This window comes from Pseudomonas sp. DC1.2, assembly GCF_034351645.1.
Taxonomy (GTDB): Bacteria; Pseudomonadota; Gammaproteobacteria; order Pseudomonadales; family Pseudomonadaceae; genus Aquipseudomonas.
Window position 1 is genome coordinate 1064660 of sequence record NZ_CP133782.1, and the last position, 25556, is coordinate 1090215.

Consider the following 25556-nt stretch of genomic DNA (forward strand, 5'->3'; position numbering starts at 1 on the left):
ACAGTGCTGGGGCGAGCAGGCTCGCCCCAGCACTGTTTATTTGATGGCCGCTAGAATCGCATCCGGGTCATACCCGCGAATCAATGTTCCGTTCACATCAATCAGCGGAATCCCGCGCCCGCCCAAGGCCTCATAGGCCTTGCGCGCTTGGGCATCCTTCTCGATATCGAATTCCTTGTACGGAATGCCTTTCTGATCGAGAAAGCGTCGTGTCAGTTTGCAGTAGCCGCACCAGTCGGTGGCGTAGAGCACAACGCTGGCCCTGGCTTGGGTCTGCTCGGACACGCCCTGCGCTGGGTGAATGAGGCGCTCGATCTTGCCCCAGTTCTGATAAACCACGACCACCAGCAAGATCAGCAGGAATTTCTTCAGTACGCCGTTAAGCATCAGTTGCGTCGCTTGAGCTGGTCGGTCAATTGGGTCGGCAAGCCCTTGATGATCAGCGTGCCGGCTTCTTCGTCGTATTCGATCTTGGAGCCCAGCAGGTGCGCTTCGAAGCTGATGGACAGGCCTTCGGCGCGACCGGTGAAGCGGCGGAACTGGTTCAGGGTGCGTTTGTCTGCCGGGATCTCCGGTGACAGGCCGTAGTCCTTGTTGCGGATGTGATCGTAAAAGGCCTTCGGGCGCTCTTCATCGATCAGCTCGGACAACGCTTCAAGGCCCATCGGCTCGCCGAGTTTGGCCTGGCTGCTGGCGTAGTCCACCAAGGTTTTGGTTTTCTCGCGTGCGGACTCTTCCGGCAGGTCTTCGCTTTCGACGAAGTCACTGAAGGCTTTGAGCAGCGTGCGGGTTTCGCCGGGACCGTCGACACCTTCCTGGCAGCCGATGAAGTCGCGGAAATACTCCGAAACTTTTTTACCGTTCTTGCCTTTGATGAACGAAATGTATTGCTTGGACTGCTTGTTGTTCTGCCACTCGGACACGTTGATCCGAGCTGCCAGGTGCAGTTGGCCCAAGTCCAGGTGCCGGGACGGTGTCACATCGAGTTGGTCGGTCACGGCAACTCCCTCGCTGTGGTGCAGCAGAGCAATCGCCAGGTAATCGGTCATGCCTTGCTGGTAGTGCGCGAACAGCACGTGGCCGCCGACCGAGAGGTTCGACTCTTCCATCAGTTTTTGCAGATGTTCCACTGCCACTCGACTGAACGCGGTGAAATCCTTGCCGCCGTCGAGATATTCCTTCAGCCAGCCGCTGAAAGGATGCGCCCCCGACTCGGCATGGAAGAAACCCCAGGCCTTGCCTTGTTTGGCGTTGTAGCTCTCGTTGAGGTCGGCAAGCATGTTCTCGATCGCGCTCGACTCGGCGAGTTCGGAGTCGCGGGCGTGAAGCACTGCGGGTGTGCCGTCGGGTTTTTTGTCGATCAGGTGGACGATGCAATGACGGATCGGCATGGGCTTCTCGGCTGATTGAAGAGAGGAGGGCGTGCTCCCCGAAAAAGCGCTCAGTGTACCGCAACCACTGGTTTTGGCGCGGGGCGGAGGGTAATTTGCGGCCAGGTGACGGTCCTTATGCAGTTTTTTCCCGGTTTAGAGCAATAAAGCTGACCAAATGGGTAGCTAGAGGCGGATATTTCCCCGTCTCTGTGCTAGTTTTGCCCCGTCTTACGCGAAGTCACTGCGTTAAGCGTGCATTCAGCATTTGTCAGGTCGAACCAAACCCTGATTTCGGCATCTATAACCCCGACTCGTCGTTGTTATGGCCGAGGGTGCCAGATCCAGAAGATCGGGCTCGATGGCTGACACTGCACTCTGCAATCCATATGAATTTGATAGGGAAGGAACACTACATGGCTCTTACTAAAGACCAACTGATCGCCGATATCGCTGAAGCTATCGACGCGCCAAAAACCACCGCGCGTAACGCTCTGGACCAACTGGGCCAAATCGTTGCCGATCAGCTGGAAAACGGCGGCGAAATCACCCTGCCGGGTATCGGCAAGCTGAAAGTGACTGAGCGTCCTGCCCGTACTGGCCGCAACCCTTCGACTGGCGCTGCCATCGAAATCGCTGCCAAGAAAGTGATCAAGCTGGTTGTGGCCAAAGGCCTGACCGACGCTGTTAACAAGTAAGACTTGTTATAAAAAAACCGTGCTCCGGAGCAATCCGGGCACGGTTTTTTTGTGTCTGCGATTTATCACCGGCACCGACCAACGTGGGCGCGAGCTTGCTCGCTCCCACCGTTGGGCTGCGTTAGCCTTTGCGAACCCAGCGCTCGCGCCAGACCTGCTGCTCGGATGGGGTCTGGAAAGTCCAGGCAACGAAACGGCTTTGCTTCTGCCCCTGGGACATCTCCACGACCTGGCTTTCCAGTACGCCAGCCTTTTTCAGCGCTGTCTGGATGACCGGCAGGTTTGAGGCTTTCGAGACCAGGGTGCTGAACCACAGCACTTTGTGTTGAAAGCTCGCGCTCTCGGCAATCAGTTGTGTCACAAAGCGTGCTTCGCCACCTTCACACCACAGTTCAGCCGATTGACCGCCAAAGTTAAGCACCGGCAGTTTGCGTTTTGGATCGGCACGGCCCAGGGCGCGCCATTTACGCTCGCTGCCCTTGGTGGCCTCGTCCATTGAAGCGTGGAACGGCGGGTTACACATGGTCAGGTCAAAGCGTTCGCCGGGTTCCAGCAAGCCCAGCAGGATGTGCTTTGGATTGCTTTGCAGGCGTAACTGGATGGCTTTGTTCAAACCGTTGGACTGCACGATGGCCTTGGCGGCAGCCACAGCTGTCGGGTCGATTTCCGAACCGAGGAAGTGCCAGCGATAGTCGCTGTAGCCGATCAACGGATAGACGCAGTTGGCGCCCATGCCGATATCGAGCACCTTGACCGGTGCGCCACGCGGGATCTCGCCGTCGTTGACGCTGGCCAGCAGGTCCGCCAGGAAGTGGACGTAGTCGGCACGCCCCGGCACCGGCGGGCAAAGGTAATCAGCCGGGATATCCCAGTGCGCGACGCCATAAAACGACTTGAGCAGCGCCCGGTTGAACACCCGCACCGCGTCCGGGCTGGCGAAATCGATGCTTTCCTTGCCATACGGGTTGAGGATCACAAACTGCTTCAGTTCCGGCGTGCTCTTGATCAGTTCCGGGAAGTCGTAGCGACCCTGATGGCGGTTGCGCGGGTGCAGGGTGGCCTTTTCACGCGGCTCCACGGCTTTGGCCGGGGTGGTGGAGTCAGGCTTCTTGCGCGCGGGGCGGGGAGTGCGGGGGGCGTTCATGGGTGTGATCGATTCGGGTATGGCTGAAAGTGGCGGGCATTGTCCCACATTCCTTGCATTGAAAAGCTTTCCTGTCGGCACTGGCTTGCGTGCGTTTGACTCAATCCGGTCTGGCCGGACTAAGGGGGCGCGGCTATCGCAGGCCAGCCAGCGCTCACATGTCTCGATTTTTCAACGAGATAGGTCGGCGTTTTTTTTGCCAAAAAAAGAGACCCGAAGGTCTCTTTCTTTACACGGGCTGCACCTTACAGGCTGGCAATCCGCGCATGCTGCTCGGCCAGCTTGCCCAAAGCCTGTTCAGCTTCGGCCAATTTGGCGCGTTCCTTGTCGATGACTTCAGCCGGGGCCTTATCGACGAACGCGGCGTTGGACAGCTTGCCGCCGACACGTTGTACTTCGCCCTGCAGGCGCAGTATTTCCTTGTCCAGGCGCGCCAGTTCGGCAGCCTTGTCGATGAGGCCGGCCATCGGCACCAGCACTTCCATCTCGCCAACCAGAGCGGTAGCGGACAGCGGTGCTTCTTCGCCGTCTGCCAGAACGGTGATCGATTCGAGCTTGGCCAGTTTCTTCAGCAGGGCATCGTTCTCGGTGAGGCGACGCTGATCTTCGGCACTGACGTTTTTCAGGAACAGGTTCAGCGGTTTGCCTGGACCGATGTTCATTTCGCCACGAATGTTGCGCGTACCGAGCATCAGGCCCTTGAGCCATTCGATGTCGTCTTCGGCGGCCTGGTCGATGCGTGCCTCGTTGGCCACTGGCCAAGGTTGCAGCATGATCGTCTTGCCTTCGATGCCGGCCAGCGGCGCCAGGCGCTGCCAGATTTCTTCGGTGATGAATGGCATGAACGGATGCGCCAGGCGCAGAGCGACTTCCAGTACCCGAACCAGCGTGCGGCGAGTGCCGCGTTGGCGCTCGACCGGTGCATTCTCGTCCCACAGCACCGGCTTGGAGAGTTCCAGGTACCAGTCGCAATACTGGTTCCAGATGAACTCGTACAAGGCTTGTGCCGCCAGATCGAAACGGAACTGGTCGAGTTGACGCGTCACTTCGGCTTCGGTGCGTTGCAACTGCGAGATGATCCAGCGATCGGCCAGGGACAGCTCAAAGGCTTCGCCGTTCTGGCCGCAGTCTTCGCCTTTGTCCAGCACATAGCGGGCGGCGTTCCAGATCTTATTGCAGAAGTTGCGATAGCCTTCGACGCGGCCCATGTCGAACTTGATGTCGCGACCGGTGGACGCCAGCGAGCAGAAGGTGAAGCGCAACGCATCGGTGCCGTAGCTGGCGATGCCGTCGGCGAATTCGTCGCGGGTCTGCTTCTCGATCTTCTTCGCCAGTTTCGGCTGCATCATGCCGCAGGTGCGCTTTTGCACCAGTTCTTCCAGCTCAATGCCGTCGATGATGTCTAGCGGATCAAGGACGTTGCCCTTGGACTTGGACATCTTCTGGCCCAGGCCATCACGCACCAGACCGTGAACATAAACGGTCTTGAACGGCACCTGCGGCGTGCCGTCTTCGTTCTTCACCAAGTGCATGGTGAGCATGATCATCCGGGCAACCCAGAAGAAAATGATGTCAAAGCCAGTGACCAGTACGTCGGTGGAGTGGAATTTCTTCAAGAACTCAGTCTGCGCTGGCCAGCCGAGGGTGGAGAACGTCCACAGTCCCGAGCTGAACCACGTGTCGAGCACGTCGTTGTCCTGTTGCAGCGCCACGTCCGGGCCGAGGTGGTGCTTGGCACGCACTTCGGCTTCGTCGCGACCGACATAGACCTTGCCTGACTCGTCGTACCAGGCCGGAATCCGGTGGCCCCACCACAGCTGACGGCTGATGCACCAATCCTGAATATCGCGCATCCACGAGAAGTACATGTTTTCGTACTGTTTTGGCACGAACTGAATGCGCCCATCTTCAACGGCCGCAATCGCAGGTTCGGCCAATGGCTTGGTCGACACGTACCACTGGTCGGTCAGCCACGGCTCGATGATGGTCCCGGAACGGTCGCCTTTCGGGACTTTCAGGGCGTGATCGTCGACGCTGACCAGCAGGCCGGCGGCATCGAATGCGGCAACGATCTGCTTACGTGCCTCGAAACGGTCGAGGCCGGCGTATTCGGCCGGGATCTTGCCGTCGATGGTGGGGTTCAGCGTGCCGTCCAGGTTGAACACTTGGCAGGCCGGCAACACGGCGGCGTTTTTGTCGAAGATGTTCAGTAGCGGCAGGTTGTGACGCTTGCCGACTTCGTAGTCGTTGAAATCGTGGGCCGGGGTGATTTTCACGCAGCCGGTGCCGAATTCAGGATCGCAGTAATCGTCGGCGATGATCGGGATGCGGCGGCCAACCAGTGGCAGCTCGATAAATTTGCCGATCAAGGCTTGGTAGCGTTCGTCGTTCGGGTTTACCGCGACGGCGGAGTCGCCGAGCATGGTTTCCGGGCGAGTGGTCGCGACGATCAGGTAATCATTGCCTTCAGCGGTCTTGGCACCGTCAGCCAGCGGGTACTTCAGGTTCCACAGGAAACCTTTCTCATCGTGGTTTTCCACTTCGAGGTCGGAAATCGCTGTGTGCAGCTTGGTGTCCCAGTTGACCAGACGCTTGCCGCGGTAAATCAGGCCATCTTCATGCAGGCGCACGAAGGCTTCTTTAACCGATTCGGAGAGGCCGTCGTCCATGGTGAAGCGCTCACGGCTCCAGTCTACGGATGAACCGAGGCGACGAATCTGACGGCTGATATTGCCACCGGACTCATCTTTCCATTCCCAGATTTTCTCCAGGAACTTCTCGCGGCCCAGGTCGTGGCGGCTCTGGCCTTTGGCTTCAAGTTGGCGCTCTACCAGCATTTGAGTGGCGATACCGGCGTGGTCGGTGCCCGGTTGCCACAGGGTATTGCGACCCTGCATGCGGCGGAAACGGATCAGGGCGTCCATGATCGCGTTGTTGAAACCATGACCCATGTGCAAGCTACCGGTGACATTCGGCGGCGGAATCATGATGGTGTAGGATTCGCCCGCGCCTTGCGGGGCGAAGTAATTCTCGGACTCCCAGGTGTTGTACCAGGAAGTTTCAATGGCGTGCGGCTGGTAGGTCTTATCCATGCGCGGCGGGACCCTATTGGCATTTATTCAGGAAAAGCCGGCAAGTATAGCGGGGCAAGGCGCGCAGGGCGAGCAGGGGCGGACAGCTCGCATTTTCTAGTCGTGGCGCTAATCAATGTGGGAGCGTGACTGCTGGCGATGCCGGCGCCTCGGCCAGCCCTGACGCTGAGGTGATGCAATCGCGAGGAGCCCCGCTCCCACAGGCGATCGGAATTATTCGTAGTGACTAAGCAACCGTTCCATCCGCGCGTCGAGGCGGCGTTTGATCTCGGTTTCGATGTGCGGAGCGAAGTCATCGATCACGTCTTGCATGATTAGCTGCGCGGCAGCACGCAGTTCACTGTCCAGGTGCAGCAGTGCATCGGGGCCTTTGCTGGCGGCAGGTACAGCCTGGGCGACAGGGGCTGGCGGTGCTGGCGGTTCGACGGCTGACGGCGTGTTGTCGACAGTGTTGAACAGCAACGGAATCTGTTCCTGATCACCTTCGTGGACAGTGTCGGTCAGCAGGGGCGGTTGCAGGTTGTCATCGCCGAGCAGTTGGCGGATCGACTCGAGGTCGTCCAGCAGGTGCGCGGACTTTTGTTGCGGTTTTGGAGTGTCCATCGGGAGGCTCAGAGTCGCTGTAAACGGTGATCTTGCAGAGAATAGCCCTGTTCGCGGTAGAAACGAAAACTCTCCCGCGCGGCCGCACGAATCGTTGGATCTTCCACCACCACTTCCGCCACACGGGCGAACTTGTTGGCAAACGCTGGTACTTTCAGGCTGAGATTGAGCAGTAGATCCTGATGCTGGCCGCAGTCATCACCCAGTCCCAGGACTATTAAACTGTCCGGTTCGCTTTCGGCAGGGCCGTGAGGCACGAAGCTCTCACCTTTAAATGCCCAGAGACGTGCATCGAGGTCCTCGCGCTGCTGGGCATCGCTGCAATGCAGGTAGATACGGTGGCCCATGCGCCAGGCTTTTTCGGTGAGTTTGCAGGCAAAATCCAGCCGCGCTGACGGGTCGGCGCTGGGCAGGATATAAAAATCGACTTTGGTCATCGTGGTTCCTGAGCCTGGGGCGGCGTCGCCCGAAAGCAACGCCGTCCAGGGTCATCGGTTTCAGGCTTTGGCGCGGTCCAGCAAGTATTGGGTCAGCAAAGGAACCGGGCGACCCGTGGCGCCTTTGTCCTTGCCGCTTGTCCATGCTGTGCCGGCGATGTCCAGGTGCGCCCAGTTCAGGTTTTTGGTGAAGCGCGACAGGAAGCAGGCCGCGGTGATGGTGCCGGCTTTCGGCCCGCCAATGTTGGCGATGTCGGCGAACGGGCTGTCCAGTTGCTCCTGGTACTCGTCGAACAGCGGCAACTGCCAGGCGCGGTCGTCAGCCGACTGGCCGGCGCTCAACAGTTGGCCGATCAGTTCGTCGTTGTTGCCCAGCAAACCCGAGGTGTGAGCACCCAGTGCCACCACGCAAGCGCCGGTCAGGGTCGCGATGTCGATCACGGCCTGAGGCTTGAAACGCTCGGAATACGTCAACGCGTCGCACAGCACCAGACGGCCTTCGGCGTCGGTGTTGAGGATTTCAACGGTCTGGCCGCTCATGGTGGTTACGATGTCGCCCGGACGGGAAGCATTGCCGCTTGGCATGTTCTCGGCGCAGGCGAGGATGCACACCAGGTTGATCGGCAGTTTCAGTTCGAGCACAGCACGCAGGGTGCCGAACACGCTGGCCGCGCCGCCCATGTCGTACTTCATTTCATCCATGCCGGCGCCCGGCTTCAGGCTGATGCCGCCGGTGTCGAAAGTGATGCCTTTACCGACCAGTGCGTAGGGTTTCTCGGATTTCTTGCCGCCGTTGTATTGCATCACGATCAGGCGTGGCGGCTGATCGCTGCCCTGGCCGACGGCGTAGAACGAGCCCATGCCCAGCTCTTTGATCTTCTTCTCATCAAAGACTTCGACTTTCAGGCCTTTAAATTCCTTGCCCAGGTTCTTCGCTTGCTCGCCGAGGAACGTCGGGTGGCAGATGTTCGGCGGCAAGTTGCCCAGGTCTCGGGTAAATGCCATGCCGTTAGCGATTGCAGTGGCGTGGGCCACGGCGCGTTCAACTTCAGCCTGGGCCGCCTTGATGGTCACCAGCGTGATTTTCTTCAGGGCGCGGGGTTCGGCTTTCTGGCTCTTGAACTGGTCGAACTGGTACTCGCCGTCCACCAGGGTTTCAGCCAGCAGGCGGGTCTTGCCATAGCTGTCGCGACCTTTGACGATCACTTCGTCGAGCGCCAGTACGGCATCGCTGCCGCCCAGACCTTTAAGGGTGTTTAGCAGGCCGGCAATGATCTTGCGGAACGGACGGTCGCCCAGCTCCTCGTCCTTGCCCACGCCCACCAGCAGCACGCGATCCGCCTTGAGGTTCGGCAGGCTATGCAGCAATAGGCTCTGGCCTACTTTGCCTGCCAGGTCGCCGCGCTTAAGCACAGCGCTGATTGCGCCACCGCTCAGTTCGTCGAGTTGTTTGGCGGCGGCGCCAAGCTTGCGGCCTTCGCCGACGGCGACCACCAGAGTGGCGGTTTTCAACGTTTCTGGGCTAACGCTTTTTACAACCAGTTCCATATCCGGGTCCCTGAATTAATGGTCAACGTACAAGCGCTCGACGCCAAGCGTATGCGCTTGCTTATAGAGAGAAAGACACGGGTCACGGCCCGCGACAAAGGCCGCAGTTTGAACCTCGCTACCGGCGCCTGACAACCCTCGGCTGTGCGATCTTCAATGCTTTGATCGCCAGCGTGAGCATGCGCAGTGACAGGCGCACCCAATCACAGGATAATGCGCCATCTTTTTCGGCGGCTCTGCCCTGCGGGCCGTCTGATACGTTTGCTTGTTTGGCCGCCTTAGCCTGACAACCCTGGAGTGTCTGGTTTGATCGTCTTCCGTTATCTATCCCGCGAAGTCCTGTTGACCTTGAGCGCCGTCAGCGCCGTGCTGCTGGTCATCATCATGAGCGGTCGCTTTATCAAATACCTCGCCCAGGCGGCTTCTGGCGCCCTGGATCCGGGGTCGTTGTTCCTGATCATGGGATTTCGCCTGCCGGGCTTCCTGCAACTGATCCTGCCGCTGGGCCTGTTTCTCGGGATATTGCTGGCCTACGGTCGGTTGTACCTTGAAAGTGAAATGACCGTCCTGTCGGCCACCGGCATGAGCCAGCAACGTCTGCTCGGCATGACCCTGTTCCCGGCGACGCTGGTGGCATTGATCGTCGCCTGGCTCAGCCTGAGCCTGGCCCCGCAAGGCGCCAACCAGTTCCAGTTGCTGTTGAACAAACAGGACGCGCTCACCGAGTTCGATACCCTTGAGCCGGGTCGCTTCCAGGCCCTGCGCGACGGTACTCGGGTGACCTACACCGAGCAGTTGTCGGCGGATCGCATCAATCTGGCCGGTGTTTTTATTACGCAAAAGAACGTTTCGTCTGACCAGAAGGATCGCGGCATTTCCGTGTTGGTGGCCGAGAAAGGGCGCCAGGAAATACGTCCCGACGGCAACCGTTACCTGATTCTGGATAACGGCTATCGCTACGACGGGAATCCGGGGCAAGCCGACTATCGTTCGATCAAGTACGACGAGTACGGCGTTTTGTTACCCAAGCCGGATGTCAGTGACGAAGTGACCGACCGGGACGCGATGACCACCGCAGCCCTGCTGGGCAGCGACGATATTCGTATGCGCGCCGAGCTGGAGTGGCGCCTGTCCCTGCCGCTGCTGGTCTTTATTGTGACGTTGATGGCGGTGCCATTGGCGCGCGTCAATCCGCGCCAGGGCCGATTCCTCAAGCTGCTGCCGGCCATTCTTCTTTATATGGGTTACCTGACGCTCTTGATTGCCGCCCGTGGCGCTCTGGAGAAGGGCAAGCTTTCGCCACTGCTGGGCTTGTGGTGGGTGCATGCGATTTTCCTGCTCATTGGTCTCGGCTTGCTTTATTGGGAGCCCATACGCTTGAAAATGGCGAGTCGCCGCAGTGCGCTGGAGGTGGCTCGTGGTTAAGCTCGATCGCTACATTGGTAGCAGCGTCTTCATTGCAATCCTGGCGGTGCTGGGGATCATTCTCGGTTTGGCCACTTTGTTTGCCTTCATCGACGAAATGGGCGATGCCAGCGAAACCTATACGCTGGTCGATATCCTCAGTTACGTCATGCTGACCGCGCCGCGCCGTGTTTACGACATGTTGCCGATGGCGGCACTGATCGGCTGTCTAATCGGCCTTGGCACCTTGGCCAGTAACAGCGAACTGACCATCATGCGGGCTGCTGGCGTGTCCGTGGGGCGCATTGTGTGGGCGGTCATGAAGCCGATGCTGGTCCTGATGGTGGCGGGTGTGCTGATCGGCGAATACGTAGCGCCGGCCACCGAAAACATCGCGCAGGCCAATCGCTCCCTGGCTCAGGGCAGTGGTGATGCGCAAAGCGCCAAGCATGGCTTGTGGCACCGCCAGGGTGATGAGTTCATTCACATCAACTCGGTTCAGCCCAACGGTCAGTTGTACGGCGTAACGCGTTATCGCTTCGACAAGGAACGGCACATGTTGTCGGCCAGTTTCGCCAAGCGTGCCGACTTCAAGCAGGATCGCTGGGATTTGACCGATGTCACGACCACGCTGTTCCATGACAAGAGCACGCAAGTGGTGACCGCCGCTGAAGAGCGCTGGGACGTTGCACTGAGCCCCGAGCTGCTGAATACCGTAGTGATGACGCCGGAATCGTTGTCGATCAGTGGCCTGTGGGGTTACATCCACTACCTGGCCGACCAGGGCTTGAACAATGGTCGCTACTGGCTGGCGTTTTGGGTCAAGGTGTTGCAGCCGTTGGTGACTGCCGCGTTGGTGCTGATGGCCATTTCGTTCATCTTCGGGCCGTTGCGCTCGGTTACCCTCGGTCAGCGAGTATTCACCGGTGTGCTGGTGGGCTTTACCTTCCGCATTGTCCAGGATTTGCTGGGGCCGTCGAGCCTGGTGTTCGGATTCTCGCCGCTGTTTGCGGTGTTGGTCCCGGCCAGTGTCTGCGCGCTCGCTGGGGTCTGGCTATTGCGCCGGGCCGGTTGATTCCGGGTTTTTGCTGATTCACTTGCCGCCTCAAAACGCCCCTGTCGCAAGACCGGGGCGTTTTTGTAGGCACCGTCTGACCTGCGAACGTGACGCTTGCGCCGTGGATCAGGTACAATTCCCGGCTATTTTTCCGCGGGCTATGCCTGCAGCCTTTTTGAGTGTTGATCCGTGAGTGATTTGAGTCATATCCGCAATTTCTCCATCATCGCCCACATTGACCATGGCAAGTCGACGCTGGCCGATCGCTTCATCCAGATGTGCGGCGGCCTTGCCGAGCGCGAAATGGAAGCCCAGGTGCTGGACTCCATGGACCTGGAGCGTGAACGCGGGATCACCATCAAGGCCCACAGCGTCACCCTCTATTACACCGCTCGCGACGGCATCAAGTACCAGCTGAACTTCATTGACACCCCGGGCCACGTTGACTTCACCTATGAAGTCAGCCGGTCATTGGCGGCCTGTGAAGGTGCGTTGCTGGTTGTCGATGCCGGTCAGGGTGTTGAAGCGCAATCGGTTGCCAACTGCTATACGGCGATTGAACAGGGCCTGGAAGTCATGCCCGTCCTGAACAAGATCGACCTGCCTCAGGCCGATCCCGATCGCGTTAAAGAAGAAATCGAGAAGATCATCGGCATCGATGCTACCGATGCGGTCGAGTGCAGCGCCAAGACGGGTCAGGGCGTTGACGAAGTGCTCGAACGCTTGGTCAAGACCATTCCAGCGCCAACCGGCAACATCGAAGATCCGCTGCAAGCGTTGATCATCGACTCCTGGTTCGACAACTACTTGGGGGTTGTTTCCCTGGTACGCGTGCGCCACGGCTGCGTTAAGAAGGGCGACAAGATCCTGGTCAAATCCACCGGCAAGATCCACCTGGTGGACAGCGTCGGTGTTTTCAACCCTAAACACTCTGCCACCGTTGACCTGAAGGCCGGCGAAGTGGGCTTCATCATTGCCGGCATCAAGGACATTCACGGTGCACCGGTCGGTGACACCCTGACGTTGAGCTCGACGCCAGACGTTGATGTGTTGCCAGGCTTCAAACGCATTCAGCCACAGGTGTATGCGGGCCTGTTCCCGGTCAGCTCCGACGACTTTGAAGATTTCCGTGAAGCCCTGCAAAAGCTCACGCTCAACGACTCGTCGCTGCAATACACCCCGGAAAGCTCTGACGCGCTGGGCTTTGGCTTCCGTTGCGGATTCCTCGGCATGCTGCACATGGAAATCATCCAGGAGCGCCTGGAGCGCGAGTACGACCTGGACCTGATCACCACGGCGCCGACGGTGATTTTCGAGCTGTTGCTGAAAACCGGTGAAACGATTTACGTCGACAACCCGTCCAAGCTTCCAGACCTCTCAGCCATTGAAGACATGCGCGAGCCTATCGTTCGCGCCAATATCCTTGTGCCCCAAGAGCACTTGGGCAACGTCATTACCCTGTGTATTGAAAAGCGTGGCGTACAGCACGACATGCTGTTCCTCGGTACTCAGGTTCAGGTGACCTACGATTTGCCGATGAACGAAGTGGTCCTCGACTTCTTTGATCGTCTGAAGTCCACCAGCCGCGGCTATGCTTCGCTGGATTACCATTTTGATCGTTATCAGTCAGCTAACCTGGTGAAACTGGATGTGCTGATCAACGGTGATAAGGTCGACGCCCTGGCGCTGATCGTGCACAAAGATAACGCGCACTACAAAGGTCGTCAGCTGACCGAGAAAATGAAAGAACTGATTCCGCGCCAGATGTTCGACGTCGCGATCCAGGCTGCCATTGGCGGTCAGATCATTGCACGGACCTCCGTCAAGGCTCTCAGAAAGAACGTATTGGCCAAATGCTACGGTGGTGACGTTAGCCGTAAGCGCAAGCTGTTGGAAAAGCAGAAGGCCGGTAAAAAACGCATGAAGCAAGTGGGCAATGTGGAAATTCCACAAGAAGCCTTCCTTGCGGTGCTCAGGTTGGATAGTTAGGTCCTATGTCACTAAATTTCCCGCTGTTGCTGGTCATCGCCGTGTTCGTCTGCGGCCTGTTGGCGTTGCTCGATCTGGTTTTCCTGGCGCCGCGTCGGCGTGCCGCCATTGCCTCATATCAGGGCAGCGTCAGCCAGCCAGATGTCGTGGTCGTCGAGAAACTGAACAAAGAGCCGCTGCTGGTTGAATACGGCAAGTCGTTCTTTCCGGTGTTGTTCATCGTGTTGGTGCTGCGTTCGTTCCTGGTGGAACCGTTCCAGATTCCTTCCGGCTCGATGAAGCCGACGCTGGACGTGGGCGACTTCATTCTGGTGAACAAGTTTTCTTACGGGATCCGTCTGCCGGTTGCCGACAAGAAAGTCATCGAAGTCGGTGACCCGCAACGCGGTGATGTGATGGTGTTCCGCTATCCGAGCGATCCGAACGTCAACTACATCAAGCGCGTCGTAGGGCTGCCGGGTGACCAGATTCGCTACACCGCCGACAAGCGTCTGTTCGTCAACGGTGAGTCAATTGCCGAACAACTGGTCGGCTCCGAGCCGGGCACGTTGGGCAGCGCCGAACTTTACAAGGAAAAGCTCGGCTTGGCGGAGCACCTTATCCGCAAGGAAATGAGCCGCTACCGCGCCACGCCGGACCGTTCATGGACCGTGCCTGCCGGGCACTACTTCATGATGGGCGACAACCGCGACAACTCGAACGACAGTCGCTACTGGGATGATCCGAACATTCCCAAGGATCTGCTGGGCATGGTTCCCGACAAAAATATCGTCGGCAAGGCCTTCGCAGTCTGGATGAGCTGGCCGGAACCCAAACTCAGTCACCTGCCGAATTTCTCGCGGGTTGGCCTGATCAAGTAATCACACACGGCGCTGTTGAACACAGCGCCGAATGCATTTCTGGAGCCGGCACAATCGGCGCCAGAAGCATGAAAACAATGATATTCAGGACTTTATTTTTGAACACAGCGTTAATTGTCCCAAGCCTGCGCCGTATCACGGCGATGGCGGTGGAATTCAGCCACGAACTCAGCGTGGGTAAATCGTGAGCGCTTCCCTAAGCCGTCTAGAGCGTCAGCTCGGCTACACCTTCAAGGATCAGGAACTGATGATCCTGGCCCTGACTCACCGCAGCTTTGCCGGGCGCAACAACGAGCGCCTGGAGTTTCTGGGTGATGCCATCCTTAACTTCGTGGCGGGCGAGGCACTCTTTGATCGCTTCCCGTTGGCCCGCGAAGGTCAGCTGTCGCGTTTGCGCGCACGCCTGGTGAAAGGTGAAACCCTGGCCGTACTGGCGCGTGGCTTCGACCTGGGCGACTACTTGCGCCTGGGCTCTGGCGAATTGAAAAGTGGCGGGTTCCGTCGCGAGTCGATTCTGGCCGATGCCCTGGAAGCGTTGATCGGTGCGATCTACCTCGACGCCGGCATGGACATGGCGCGTGAGCGCGTTCTGGCCTGGCTGACGGGGGAATTCGAGGGTTTGACTCTGGTCGATACCAACAAAGATCCAAAAACCCGCTTGCAGGAATTCCTGCAATCGCGTGGTTGTGACCTGCCGCGTTACGAAGTGGTGGATATCCAGGGTGAGCCACATTGCCGGACGTTCTTCGTCGAATGTGAAATCACCTTACTGAATGAAAAAAGCCGAGGTCAGGGTGTGAGCCGTCGTATTGCCGAACAGGTAGCGGCCGCCGCAGCACTGATTGCCCTGGGCGTGGAGAATGGCCATGACTGATTCAACCGCAACTCGCTGTGGCTATGTTGCCATCGTCGGCCGTCCCAACGTGGGCAAGTCCACGCTGCTGAACCACATTCTGGGTCAGAAGCTGGCGATCACCTCGCGCAAGCCGCAGACCACCCGCCACAACATGTTGGGTATCAAGACCGAAGGCGCCGTGCAGACGATCTACGTTGACACCCCCGGCATGCACAAGGGTGGCGAGAAAGCCCTGAACCGCTACATGAACAAAACCGCTTCGGCCGCGTTGAAAGACGTCGATGTGGTGATCTTCGTGGTGGACCGTACCAAGTGGACCGACGAAGACCAGATGGTCCTCGAGCGCGTTCAATACGTCACGGGTCCAGTGATCGTGGCGCTGAACAAGACCGACCGCATCGAAGACAAAGCCGAACTGATGCCGCACCTGACCTGGTTGCAGCAACAGTTGCCGAACGCGCAGATCATGCCGATCTCGGCCCAGCACGGGCACAACCTCGAAGCGCTGGAGCGCGTGATCGCTGGTTACCTGCCAGAAAATGATCACTTCTTCCCGGAAGATCAGATTACCGACCGCAGCAGCCGTTTCCTCGCTGCTGAACTGGTGCGTGAAAAAATCATGCGCCAGATGGGCGCTGAACTGCCGTACCAGATCACCGTGGAAATCGAAGAGTTCAAGCAGCAGGGTAAAACCCTGCACATCCATGCACTGATTCTCGTTGAGCGTGACGGTCAGAAGAAAATCATCATTGGTGACAAGGGCGAGCGGATCAAACGTATCGGCACCGAGGCGCGCAAGGACATGGAGCTGTTGTTCGACTCCAAGATCATGCTCAACCTCTGGGTGAAAGTGAAAGGCGGCTGGTCCGACGACGAGCGCGCCCTGCGTTCGCTGGGTTACGGCGACTTGTAACGCCCGGCGCCAGATACACCGAAGGACCCCTGTGGGAGCGAGCCTGCTCGCGAAGAGGATGTAACATTCAGCATTGATGTTGACTGGTACACCGCTTTCGCGAACCGGCTCGCTCCCACACTGGTTTCTGGTTGTTTATAAGATCGCGTTCCTCTATTGAGACCACTGAATTCCATGCCCCAACCGCCACCTCTCGGCCAACTCGCCTACGTGCTCCACTCCCGCGCCTACCGCGAAAGCAGTGCGCTGGTGGATTTCCTCACGCCGCAAGGTCGTCTACGGGCGGTATTGCGCAGTGCGCGGGGCAAGGCCGGGACGTTGGCACGGCCGTTCGTGCCGCTGGAAGTCGAGTTCCGTGGACGTGGCGAGCTGAAAAATGTCGGCCGCATGGAAAGCTCAGGTACTTCTACGTGGCTCGTCGGTGAGGCGCTGTTCAGCGGTCTCTATCTCAATGAACTGTTGATTCGATTGTTGCCGTCCGAAGACCCTCATCCCGCTGTCTTCGATCACTATGCCGCGACCTTGCTCGCATTGGCCGAAGGTCGTGCGCTGGAGCCGTTGCTGCGCTCTTTCGAATGGCGCCTGCTGGATGACCTCGGTTATGGCTTTGCGCTGAGCACCGACCTCCACGGCGAGCCGATTGCACCGGACGGTCTTTATCGCCTGCAAGTGGACGCTGGCCTGGAGCGCGTCTATTTGCTGCAACCGGGCCTGTTCAATGGCACCGAGCTGCTGGCCATGGCGGACGCTGACTGGTCAGCCCCCGGCGCACTGTCCGCTGCCAAGCGTTTGATGCGCCAAGCGCTGGCCGTTCACTTGGGCGGTCGTCCCTTGGTCAGTCGCGAGTTGTTTCGAAAGCCGTAGTCTCCCCGTATGCTGTGCGCCGAATCTTTAAATTCAGGAGCGCTTCCGTGACCACCAGCAATCGCATTCTTCTTGGCGTGAACATCGACCACGTTGCCACCCTGCGTCAGGCCCGGGGCACTCGTTACCCCGACCCAGTCAAGGCCGCGCTGGACGCAGAAGAGGCGGGCGCTGACGGCATCACCGTGCATTTGCGTGAAGACCGCCGGCACATTCAGGAGCGCGACGTGTTGTTGCTCAAGGATGTGCTGCAAACCCGCATGAATTTCGAAATGGGCGTCACCGAAGAAATGATCGCGTTCGCTGAGCGCATCCGCCCGGCGCACATTTGCCTGGTGCCGGAAACCCGTCAGGAGCTGACCACCGAGGGTGGCCTGGACGTGGCGGGGCAGGAAGCGCGGATCAAGGCCGCGGTGGAGCGTCTGGCGAAAATCGGTTGTGAAGTGTCGCTGTTCATTGACGCCGACGAGCGTCAGATCGAAGCGTCCCGTCGTGTGGGCGCACCGGCCATCGAATTGCACACCGGGCGCTACGCCGATGCGCAGACGCCGACAGACGTGGCGCAAGAACTGAAGCGTGTAGCTGAGGGGGTGGCGTTTGGCTTGGCCCAAGGGTTAATCGTTAACGCCGGTCACGGGCTGCACTATCACAACGTCGAAGCGGTTGCGGCAATCAAGGGCATTAACGAACTGAACATCGGCCATGCACTGGTGGCTCACGCGTTATTCGTCGGGTTCAAGTCGGCCGTGTCTGAAATGAAGGCGCTGATTCTGGCGGCAGCAAAAGCATAAGTCTGTCGCCAATCCCTGTGGGGGCTTGCCAGCGATGAGGACGTAAACTCAGCAGCAATGTTGACGGCCGGTCCGCCATCGCGAGCAGGCTCGCATGCAGTGTGCTGTGGTCGTTGTTAAAGCGGCGGGGTTTCCGGGTTCGGCTTGCTCTTGTCGATTCCCGGTACGTGCAGGTTGCCCTCTGCCACTTGATCGCCCTCAAGTTGCGGCTGCGTGACCCACGTCAGGATGTCGTAGTAGCGACGAATGTTCGCCACGAAGTGGACGGGCTCGCCGCCCCGTGCGTAGCCGTAGCGGGTTTTGCTGTACCACTTCTTCTCCGACAGGCGCGGCAGGATCTTTTTCACGTCCAGCCATTTGTTTGAGTCCAGGCCTTCCTTGGCGGCCAGTTTGCGCGCGTCGTCCAGGTGACCGCTGCCCACGTTGTAGGCCGCCAGCGCAAACCATGTGCGATCCGGCTCCTGGATCGAGTCGTCCAGTTGATCCTTCATGTACGCCAGGTACTTGGCGCCGCCCATGATGCTTTGCCGGGCATCCAGTCGGTTGGACACGCCCATGGCCTGCGCGGTGTTCTGGGTCAGCATCATCAGGCCGCGCACGCCGGTCTTGGAGGTCACGGCTGGTTGCCACAATGATTCCTGGTAACCGATCGCCGCCAGCAGGCGCCAGTCGACTTTCTCTTTCTTGGCGTAGGCCTTGAAGTGTTGTTCGTATTTGGGCAGCCGTTGCTGCAAGTGTTGGGCGAAGGTGGTGGCGCCCATGTAGCCGAGGACATCGACGTGACCGTAATAACGGTCTTTGAGGCGTTGCAGGGTGCCGTTTTTCTGCACCTTGTCGAGGAAGGTGTTGATCTCGTTGAGCAGGCTATTGTCGTCGCCAGCGACTACTGCCCAACTCTGGTTGCTGGCGTCGCCGAGGTCGAAGGCCACCCGCACGTTGGGGAAGTAGACCTGGTTCATGGCCACTTCATTGGAATCGACCAGGGTCAGGTCAATCTGGCCTTCATCCACCATGCGCAACAGGTCGACCACTTCTACCGCGTCGGATTCTTCGTATTCAATACCAGGGTATTTCTGTTTAAGCACTGCCAATTGTTCGGCGTGGGTGCTGCCCTTGAGCACCATTATTTTCTTGCCCACCAGATCGCTGGGGTCTGTCGGCCGAGACTGGCCGCTGCGGTAGATGACCTGGGGGGTGACTTCCAGATAGGCGTGAGAAAACCGGACTTGCTGTTTACGATTCTCGCTGCTGACCAGACCGGCAGCAGCGAGCACAGGGCCGTTGGGCTTGCCCACCTGATCGAAAAGATCGTCAAGGTTGTCCGCCGTCTCGATTTTGAGTTCGACGCCCAAATCTTCGGCAAAGCGTTTCACCAGCTCGTATTCGAAGCCGGTTTCACCGTTGCGATCCTGAAAGTAGGTGGCGGGGCTGTTTCGGGTAATGACCCGCAGCACGCCATCCTCCTTTACGCGCTCCAGCGTGTTGGGTTTATCAACACAGCCACTGAGCATCAGGAAGAGTCCGGTTGCGATCAGCCATTTGGCGTACCGCGGACGCAAAGCCGTTGGGGAAAACATTTGCGCAGTATACGCAAAGGACCACGGCCGCCATATCTCGACAGCGCAGGGCTTGTCTGCTAGTGCGTGAAAAACCGCTCTGCACCCCGTAGGAATGGGCTGGAAGGTTATTTTGTGACAGTAAAAATAACCCCTGCCGGAGCGCTGTTTCAAGGCCCAATCCGTGGCCCGACGTCCGGGTGCAGTCAGCCATGCCGTTTCGGGTGATGTCGCGGGCGGTTTAGGCTAGAATGCACGGCCTCAAAGCACACCCCTTCCCGAGGCTGTCCCGAAGATGTTGATCCTGCGCGGCGCTCCTGCCCTTTCTGCCTTTCGCCACAGCAAACTCCTTGAGCAACTGAGCCAGAAGGTATCGGCTGTCAGCGGCTTGTATGCTGAATTCGCTCACTTCGCCGAAGTCACCGGCGTCCTGACCGGCGACGAACAGCAGGTGCTCGCGCGCCTTCTGAAGTACGGCCCAAGTGTCCCGGTACAAGAACCCACCGGTCGTCTGTTCCTGGTGTTGCCACGTTTTGGCACCATCTCGCCGTGGTCCAGTAAAGCCAGCGACATCGCTCGCAACTGTGGCCTGAGCAAGGTCCAACGTCTGGAGCGCGGCATCGCGTTCTACGTGGCCGGCCAGTTCAGCGACGCTGATGCGCAACTGATTGCCGACGTACTGCACGACCGCATGACCCAGATCGTGCTGGGTAGCCTCGAACAGGCCGCCGGCCTGTTCAGCCACTCCGAGCCCAAGCCCCTGACCGCGATTGACGTGTTGGGTGGCGGCCGCGCTGCGCTCGAAAAAGCCAACACCGAGCTGGGCCTGGCCTTGGCCGAAGACGAGATCGACTACCTGGTCGAAGCCTTCGTTGGCTTGAAGCGCAACCCGCACGACATCGAACTGATGATGTTCGCTCAGGCCAACTCCGAGCACTGCCGTCACAAGATCTTCAACGCCAGTTGGGATATCGATGGTCAGAGCCAGGAAAAAAGCCTGTTCGGCATGATCAAGAACACCTACGTGATGCACAGCGAAGGCGTTCTGTCGGCTTATAAGGACAACGCTTCGGTGATCGTCGGCAACGTTGCCGGCCGTTTCTTCCCGGACCCTGAAACCCGCCAGTACGGTGCGGTACAGGAACCGGTACACATTCTGATGAAAGTCGAAACTCACAACCACCCGACTGCGATTGCCCCGTTCCCTGGCGCCGCCACCGGCAGTGGCGGCGAGATTCGCGACGAAGGCGCTACCGGTCGCGGTGCCAAGCCCAAGGCTGGCCTGACGGGTTTCACCGTGTCCAACCTGCAAATTCCAGGCTTCGAACAGCCGTGGGAAGTGCCGTATGGCAAGCCTGAGCGCATCGTTACCGCACTCGACATCATGATCGAAGGTCCGCTCGGCGGCGCCGCGTTCAACAACGAGTTCGGGCGTCCGGCCCTGACCGGTTACTTCCGTACCTTCGAACAGTCGATCACCACCCCGCGTGGCGACGAAGTTCGCGGTTACCACAAGCCGATCATGCTGGCCGGCGGCATGGGTAACATCCGTGCCGAACACGTCCAGAAAGCCGAGATCACCGTGGGCTCCAAGCTGATCGTCCTCGGCGGCCCGGCGATGCTCATCGGTCTGGGCGGCGGCGCTGCTTCCTCCATGGCCACCGGCACCCGCTCGGCCGACCTGGACTTCGCCTCCGTACAGCGCGAAAACCCGGAAATGGAACGTCGCTGCCAGGAAGTCATCGACCGTTGCTGGCAGTTGGGTGACAAAAACCCGATCAGCTTCATCCACGACGTCGGCGCGGGCGGTCTGTCCAACGCCTTCCCGGAACTGGTCAATGACGGTAACCGCGGTGGCCGTTTCGAACTGCGTAACATTCCAAACGACGAGCCGGGCATGGCCCCGCACGAAATCTGGAGTAACGAATCTCAGGAGCGCTACGTTCTGGCGGTCGGCCCGGCCGACTTCGAACGCTTCCAGGCGATCTGCGAACGCGAGCGATGCCCGTTTGCCGTGGTCGGCGAAGCCACTGCCGAACCGCAGCTGACAGTCACCGACAGCCACTTCGCTAATAACCCGGTCGACATGCCACTCGAAGTGCTGCTGGGCAAAGCCCCGCGCATGCACCGTTCGGCCGTTCGTGAAAACGAGCTGGGCGACGACTTCGATCCAAGCACCCTGGAAATTGCTGACTGCGTTGAACGCGTTCTGCATCACCCGGCCGTGGCCAGCAAAAGCTTCCTGATCACCATCGGCGACCGCACCATCACCGGCCTCGTGGCCCGTGACCAAATGGTCGGCCCGTGGCAGGTTCCGGTGGCTGACGTTGCCGTCACCGCCACCAGCTTCGACGTCTACACCGGTGAAGCCATGGCCATGGGCGAGCGCACTCCGCTGGCACTGCTGGACGCTCCGGCGTCGGGCCGTATGGCCATCGGCGAAACCCTGACCAACATCTCGGCTTCGCGCATCAACAAGATTTCCGACATCAAACTGTCGGCGAACTGGATGTCTGCTGCTGGTCACCCAGGTGAAGACGCGCGGCTGTACGACACCGTGAAAGCGGTCGGCATGGAACTGTGCCCGGACTTGGGTATTACCATTCCGGTGGGCAAGGACTCCATGTCCATGGCCACGCGCTGGAACGATGAAGGCGTCGACAAAACCGTCACTTCGCCAATGTCCTTGATCGTGACCGGTTTCGCACCAGTGGCTGATATCCGTCAGACCATGACCCCGGAACTGCGTATGGACAAGGGCACCACTGACCTGATCCTGATCGATCTGGGCCGTGGTCAGAACCGCATGGGCGCCTCTATTCTGGCCCAGGTTCACGGCAAGCTCGGCTCGCAAGCGCCGGACGTTGACGATGCCGAAGACCTCAAAGCCTTCTTCGCCGTGATCCAGGGCCTTAATGCTGACGGCCACCTGTTGGCATACCACGACCGTTCCGATGGTGGTCTGCTGACCAGCGTCGTGGAAATGGCCTTCGCCGGTCACTGCGGCCTGAGCCTGAACCTCGACGGTCTGGCTGAAACGTCCGCCGACATCGCCGCGATCCTGTTCAACGAAGAATTGGGTGCCGTGATCCAGGTTCGCCAGGACGCGACCCCGGACATCCTCGCGCAGTTCAGCGCTGCCGGTCTGGGCGATTGCGTCTCGGTAGTCGGTCAGCCGATGAATAACGGCCAGATCAACATCACCTTCAACGGCGAGACCGTGTTCGAAGGCCAGCGTCGTCTGCTGCAACGTCAGTGGGCTGAAACCAGCTATCAGATCCAGCGTCTGCGTGACAACGTCGACTGCGCCGAGCAAGAGTTCGATGTGCTGCTGGAAGAAGACAACCCTGGCTTGAGCGTCAAGCTGAGCTTCGACGTTAACCAGGACGTCGCGGCGCCTTACATCAAAAAAGGCATTCGGCCACAGGTTGCTGTCTTGCGTGAGCAGGGCGTCAACGGCCAGGTGGAAATGGCAGCCGCCTTCGACCGCGCAGGTTTCAACGCGATCGACGTCCACATGAGCGACATTCTGGCCGGCCGTGTCGACCTGAACGACTTCAAGGGCATGGTTGCTTGCGGCGGTTTCTCCTACGGCGACGTGCTGGGTGCCGGTGAAGGCTGGGCCAAGTCCGCGCTGTTCAACAGCCGTGCGCGCGATGCGTTCCAGGGTTTCTTCGAACGCAACGACAGCTTCACCCTCGGCGTGTGCAACGGTTGCCAGATGATGTCCAACCTGCACGAACTGATCCCCGGCAGCGAGTTCTGGCCGCACTTTGTGCGTAACCGCTCCGAGCAGTTTGAGGCCCGTGTGGCGATGGTTCAGGTCCAGGAATCGAACTCGATCTTCCTCCAGGGCATGGCCGGTTCGCGCATGCCAATCGCCATCGCGCACGGTGAAGGCCATGCCGAGTTCGAAAATGAAGAAGCGCTGCTGGAGGCCGATCTGTCGGGTTGCGTGGCGATGCGCTTCGTCGACAACCACGGCAAGGTCACCGAAAAGTACCCGGCCAACCCGAACGGCTCGCCGCGCGGTATCACCGGGCTGACCAGCCGCGACGGTCGCGTGACCATCATGATGCCGCACCCGGAACGTGTGTTCCGCGCTGTGCAGAACTCGTGGCGTTCGGAAGACTGGAACGAAGACGCACCTTGGATGCGTATGTTCCGTAATGCGCGCGTCTGGGTTAACTAAGCGCTGTGTACAAGCTCAGCTTTTTTGTTCCGACCCGCCATGTAGAGCAGGTCAAAGGTGCCGTGTTCGCCGCGGGTGGTGGGCGGATCGGCGCTTATGATCATTGCGCATGGCAGGTGCTGGGTCTGGGTCAGTTTCGACCTTTGGATGGCAGTCAGCCGTTTATTGGCGAGGCCGGACAGGTTGAGCAGGTTGAGGAATGGAAGGTTGAGCTGGTGGTGGCGGATGAGTTGATCGTGGCTGCAGTGGCCGCATTGAAACTCAGTCATCCCTACGAGACGCCGGCTTATGAAGTGTGGCGGCTGGAAGATTTCTGACCTTTCTGCCGCTAAAACGGGAAACCCGCTGAGAGTGATTTCAGCGGGTTTTTTGTTGTTTGGGGGTTGGTCGTGGTGGCCAGCCAGCCCAGCATTTTTTCCCGGATGCTCCCGTCAAAACTGTGGCTAAACCTTGGCACTTACCTCGCTGCGATTCATCAACGCCTCCAGCGCCCCGCTCAAACTCGGCGCCTTGTCGCCAATCAATAAATGCCAAATGCCGCCCTCGAATTGGCTAACGCCAAGGCAGCCCAGTTCCTTCAGTCGGCACTCCGCCAGCGCCTTGCCATCCGCCAGTTGCAGTCGAATCCGGGTCATGGCGATGCAGTCCATCTGCAACACATTCTCCCCACCGCCCAATGCCATTAGCCATTGCTGCGCTTGCGGCACAGCGACAGGTTTTGACTCCTCGATAACGGCAGCGGGGGCACTGATTTCCGTGCGGCCCAGCGCAGGCATTGCCAAGCGAATCTCATCAGCAATGCTGTCCGCCATCGGCCCGACGACGATCTGCAAACTACCACCCTTGCCGGGTCTCACCACCGCCATTGCCCCCAGCGCTTTCAACTGCGCATCGTTGGCTTTGTTGCGATCCACCATGTCCAGCCGCAACCGTGTGGTACAGGCGCCAACAGTGATCAAATTGTCAGCACCGCCCAACGCTTTGATATACGCCCCGGCCCGTTCGTTTTCGGCGAACACAACTTTTTCGCCGGTCGGCACCTCTTCGCGTCCCGGCGTCTTGAGGTTGAACTTGCGAATACAGACATCAAACACGACGTAGTAGATCACCGCATACGCCAGCCCTACCGGCACCACCCGCCAGCCATTGGTGGATTTGCCCCAGCCGAGCACCATGTCGATGAAGCCCCCGGAGAAGGTAAAGCCCAAGTGGATGTTCAGCATATTGGTGATGGCCATCGACAGGCCGGTCAGCAGTGCATGCAGTAGGTACAGCATTGGCGCGAGGAACATAAAGGCGAATTCGATCGGTTCGGTCACGCCCGTCAGGAACGAAGTGAGCGCCATCGACAAAAATATCCCGCCCATGACTTTGCGCCGTTCCGGTAGTGCATTGCGGTACATCGCCAGGCACGCGGCGGGCAAGCCGAAGATCATCATCGGGAACATGCCGGTCATAAACTGGCCGCCCTTTGGGTCGCCGGCAAAATAGCGCGACAGGTCGCCGGTGACGATGGCGCCCGTGGTCGGGTCGGTGAAGTTGCCGAACACGAACCACGCCATGTTGTTGAGGATGTGGTGCAGGCCGGTGATGATCAGCAGTCGGTTGAACACGCCGAAGACGAAGGCGCCGATGCTGCCGCTTTCCATCATCAATGCGCCGAAGCTGTTGATGCCATGCTGGATCGGCGGCCAGATCAGGCCGAATACCAGGCCGAGGCCGACGGCGGCAAAACCGGTGACGATGGGCACGAAGCGCCGGCCACCGAAGAACGCCAGGTACTCCGGCAGCTTGATGTCCTTGAAGCGGTTATACAGCGCGCCGGCCATCAAGCCGCTGACGATTCCGGCGAGCATGCCCATGTTGATGCTCGCATCCAGCACTTTGAGCGTGGAGATCATCACCAGATAACCAATCACCCCGGCAAGACCTGCCGTGCCGTTGTTGTCTTTGGCGAAGCCAACGGCAATACCGATGGCGAAGATCATTGCCAGGTTGGCGAAGATCACTTGGCCGGCGTCGTGGATGATCGCGATGTTCAGCAGGTCGGTGTCGCCCAGACGCAGCAGCAATCCCGCAATCGGCAGGATCGCGATCGGTAGCATCAGCGCGCGGCCGAGGCGTTGCAGGCCTTCGATAAAGTAGTGGTACATGGCGGATCTCCCTGGGTTCTTGTTGTTTT

The 25556-nt window shown here is 59.2% G+C and carries 20 protein-coding genes; 11 read left to right on the forward strand and 9 right to left on the reverse strand.

Features of this window, described 5'->3' with window-relative positions; all coding sequences use genetic code 11:
* Positions 1 to 36: 36 nt before the first annotated feature.
* Both RHM68_RS04700 and yejK read right to left on the reverse strand, forming a co-directional pair.
* A complete protein-coding gene (locus RHM68_RS04700) occupies positions 37 to 387 on the reverse strand; it encodes a glutaredoxin family protein (RefSeq protein WP_322220765.1) in 351 nt (116 codons plus the stop codon).
* Positions 387 to 1391, reverse strand: a complete 1005-nt coding sequence (gene yejK / locus RHM68_RS04705) for a nucleoid-associated protein YejK (protein WP_322220766.1) — start codon at positions 1389 to 1391, stop codon at positions 387 to 389. Before yejK ends, RHM68_RS04700 begins: the two co-directional genes overlap by 1 nt.
* A gap of 395 nt (positions 1392 to 1786) precedes the next feature.
* On the opposite strand from yejK, the gene RHM68_RS04710 reads away from it, so the two are divergent.
* Complete coding sequence (locus tag RHM68_RS04710) at positions 1787 to 2068, forward strand: HU family DNA-binding protein (RefSeq protein WP_007905514.1); 282 nt, start codon at positions 1787 to 1789, stop codon at positions 2066 to 2068.
* Positions 2069 to 2189: 121 nt separating this feature from the next.
* Here the strand turns inward: RHM68_RS04710 and rlmF are convergent, their stop codons facing one another.
* The 5 genes from rlmF to RHM68_RS04735 all read right to left on the reverse strand — a co-directional run bounded on the left by rlmF (position 2190) and on the right by RHM68_RS04735 (position 8892).
* Entirely contained in the window at positions 2190 to 3212 is a 1023-nt protein-coding gene (gene rlmF, locus RHM68_RS04715) for a 23S rRNA (adenine(1618)-N(6))-methyltransferase RlmF (RefSeq protein WP_322220767.1), read from the reverse strand.
* 245 nt (positions 3213 to 3457) lie between these two features.
* Positions 3458 to 6304: a valine--tRNA ligase gene (locus RHM68_RS04720; RefSeq protein WP_322220768.1), complete on the reverse strand. Its 2847-nt coding sequence runs from the start codon at positions 6302 to 6304 to the stop codon at positions 3458 to 3460.
* A 213-nt stretch (positions 6305 to 6517) separates the two neighbouring features.
* On the reverse strand, positions 6518 to 6907 hold the full coding sequence (locus tag RHM68_RS04725) for a DNA polymerase III subunit chi (RefSeq protein WP_322220769.1): 390 nt from the start codon (positions 6905 to 6907) through the stop codon (positions 6518 to 6520).
* 8 nt (positions 6908 to 6915) lie between these two features.
* Positions 6916 to 7344 (reverse strand): DNA polymerase III subunit chi, encoded by a 429-nt coding sequence (locus RHM68_RS04730; protein ID WP_322220770.1) that lies wholly within the window; start codon positions 7342 to 7344, stop codon positions 6916 to 6918.
* A 60-nt stretch (positions 7345 to 7404) separates the two neighbouring features.
* The gene (locus RHM68_RS04735; RefSeq protein WP_322220771.1) at positions 7405 to 8892 is read right to left on the reverse strand and encodes a leucyl aminopeptidase; all 1488 of its coding nucleotides are present in this window, start codon (positions 8890 to 8892) and stop codon (positions 7405 to 7407) included.
* A 306-nt stretch (positions 8893 to 9198) separates the two neighbouring features.
* Here RHM68_RS04735 and lptF point away from each other — a divergent pair, with 306 nt between their 5' ends.
* The 8 genes from lptF to pdxJ all read left to right on the forward strand — a co-directional run bounded on the left by lptF (position 9199) and on the right by pdxJ (position 17626).
* Positions 9199 to 10317, forward strand: coding sequence for an LPS export ABC transporter permease LptF (gene lptF / locus RHM68_RS04740; protein ID WP_322220772.1), 1119 nt, complete (start codon positions 9199 to 9201; stop codon positions 10315 to 10317).
* Positions 10310 to 11371 carry an LPS export ABC transporter permease LptG gene (lptG, locus tag RHM68_RS04745; RefSeq protein WP_322220773.1) on the forward strand — a complete coding sequence of 354 codons (1062 nt, stop codon included), beginning with the start codon at positions 10310 to 10312 and terminating at the stop codon, positions 11369 to 11371. The genes lptF and lptG overlap by 8 nt, the downstream gene beginning before the upstream one ends.
* Before the next feature lie 171 nt (positions 11372 to 11542).
* Entirely contained in the window at positions 11543 to 13342 is a 1800-nt protein-coding gene (gene lepA, locus RHM68_RS04750; RefSeq protein WP_322220774.1) for a translation elongation factor 4, read from the forward strand.
* A 5-nt stretch (positions 13343 to 13347) separates the two neighbouring features.
* Positions 13348 to 14202 (forward strand): signal peptidase I, encoded by an 855-nt coding sequence (gene lepB, locus RHM68_RS04755; protein WP_322220775.1) that lies wholly within the window; start codon positions 13348 to 13350, stop codon positions 14200 to 14202.
* A 184-nt stretch (positions 14203 to 14386) separates the two neighbouring features.
* Positions 14387 to 15076, forward strand: a complete 690-nt coding sequence (rnc, locus tag RHM68_RS04760) for a ribonuclease III (protein ID WP_322220776.1) — start codon at positions 14387 to 14389, stop codon at positions 15074 to 15076.
* Positions 15069 to 15971: a GTPase Era gene (era, locus tag RHM68_RS04765; protein WP_322220777.1), complete on the forward strand. Its 903-nt coding sequence runs from the start codon at positions 15069 to 15071 to the stop codon at positions 15969 to 15971. The genes rnc and era overlap by 8 nt, the downstream gene beginning before the upstream one ends.
* Positions 15972 to 16145: 174 nt before the next feature.
* Positions 16146 to 16835, forward strand: a complete 690-nt coding sequence (gene recO, locus RHM68_RS04770) for a DNA repair protein RecO (protein WP_322220778.1) — start codon at positions 16146 to 16148, stop codon at positions 16833 to 16835.
* 47 nt (positions 16836 to 16882) lie between these two features.
* Complete coding sequence (gene pdxJ, locus RHM68_RS04775) at positions 16883 to 17626, forward strand: pyridoxine 5'-phosphate synthase (protein WP_322220779.1); 744 nt, start codon at positions 16883 to 16885, stop codon at positions 17624 to 17626.
* A gap of 116 nt (positions 17627 to 17742) precedes the next feature.
* Here pdxJ and mltF read toward each other — a convergent pair whose 3' ends face one another.
* Entirely contained in the window at positions 17743 to 19203 is a 1461-nt protein-coding gene (gene mltF, locus RHM68_RS04780; RefSeq protein ID WP_322220780.1) for a membrane-bound lytic murein transglycosylase MltF, read from the reverse strand.
* Between the two features lie 274 nt (positions 19204 to 19477).
* Here mltF and purL point away from each other — a divergent pair, with 274 nt between their 5' ends.
* Together purL and RHM68_RS04790 are read left to right on the forward strand one after the other, a co-directional pair.
* On the forward strand, positions 19478 to 23374 hold the full coding sequence (gene purL, locus RHM68_RS04785) for a phosphoribosylformylglycinamidine synthase (RefSeq protein ID WP_322220781.1): 3897 nt from the start codon (positions 19478 to 19480) through the stop codon (positions 23372 to 23374).
* A gap of 5 nt (positions 23375 to 23379) precedes the next feature.
* Entirely contained in the window at positions 23380 to 23691 is a 312-nt protein-coding gene (locus RHM68_RS04790) for a YqfO family protein (RefSeq protein ID WP_322220782.1), read from the forward strand.
* 126 nt (positions 23692 to 23817) lie between these two features.
* Here the strand turns inward: RHM68_RS04790 and nagE are convergent, their stop codons facing one another.
* Positions 23818 to 25527 (reverse strand): N-acetylglucosamine-specific PTS transporter subunit IIBC, encoded by a 1710-nt coding sequence (gene nagE, locus RHM68_RS04795; RefSeq protein WP_322220783.1) that lies wholly within the window; start codon positions 25525 to 25527, stop codon positions 23818 to 23820.
* Between the last annotated feature and the right edge of the window lie 29 nt (positions 25528 to 25556).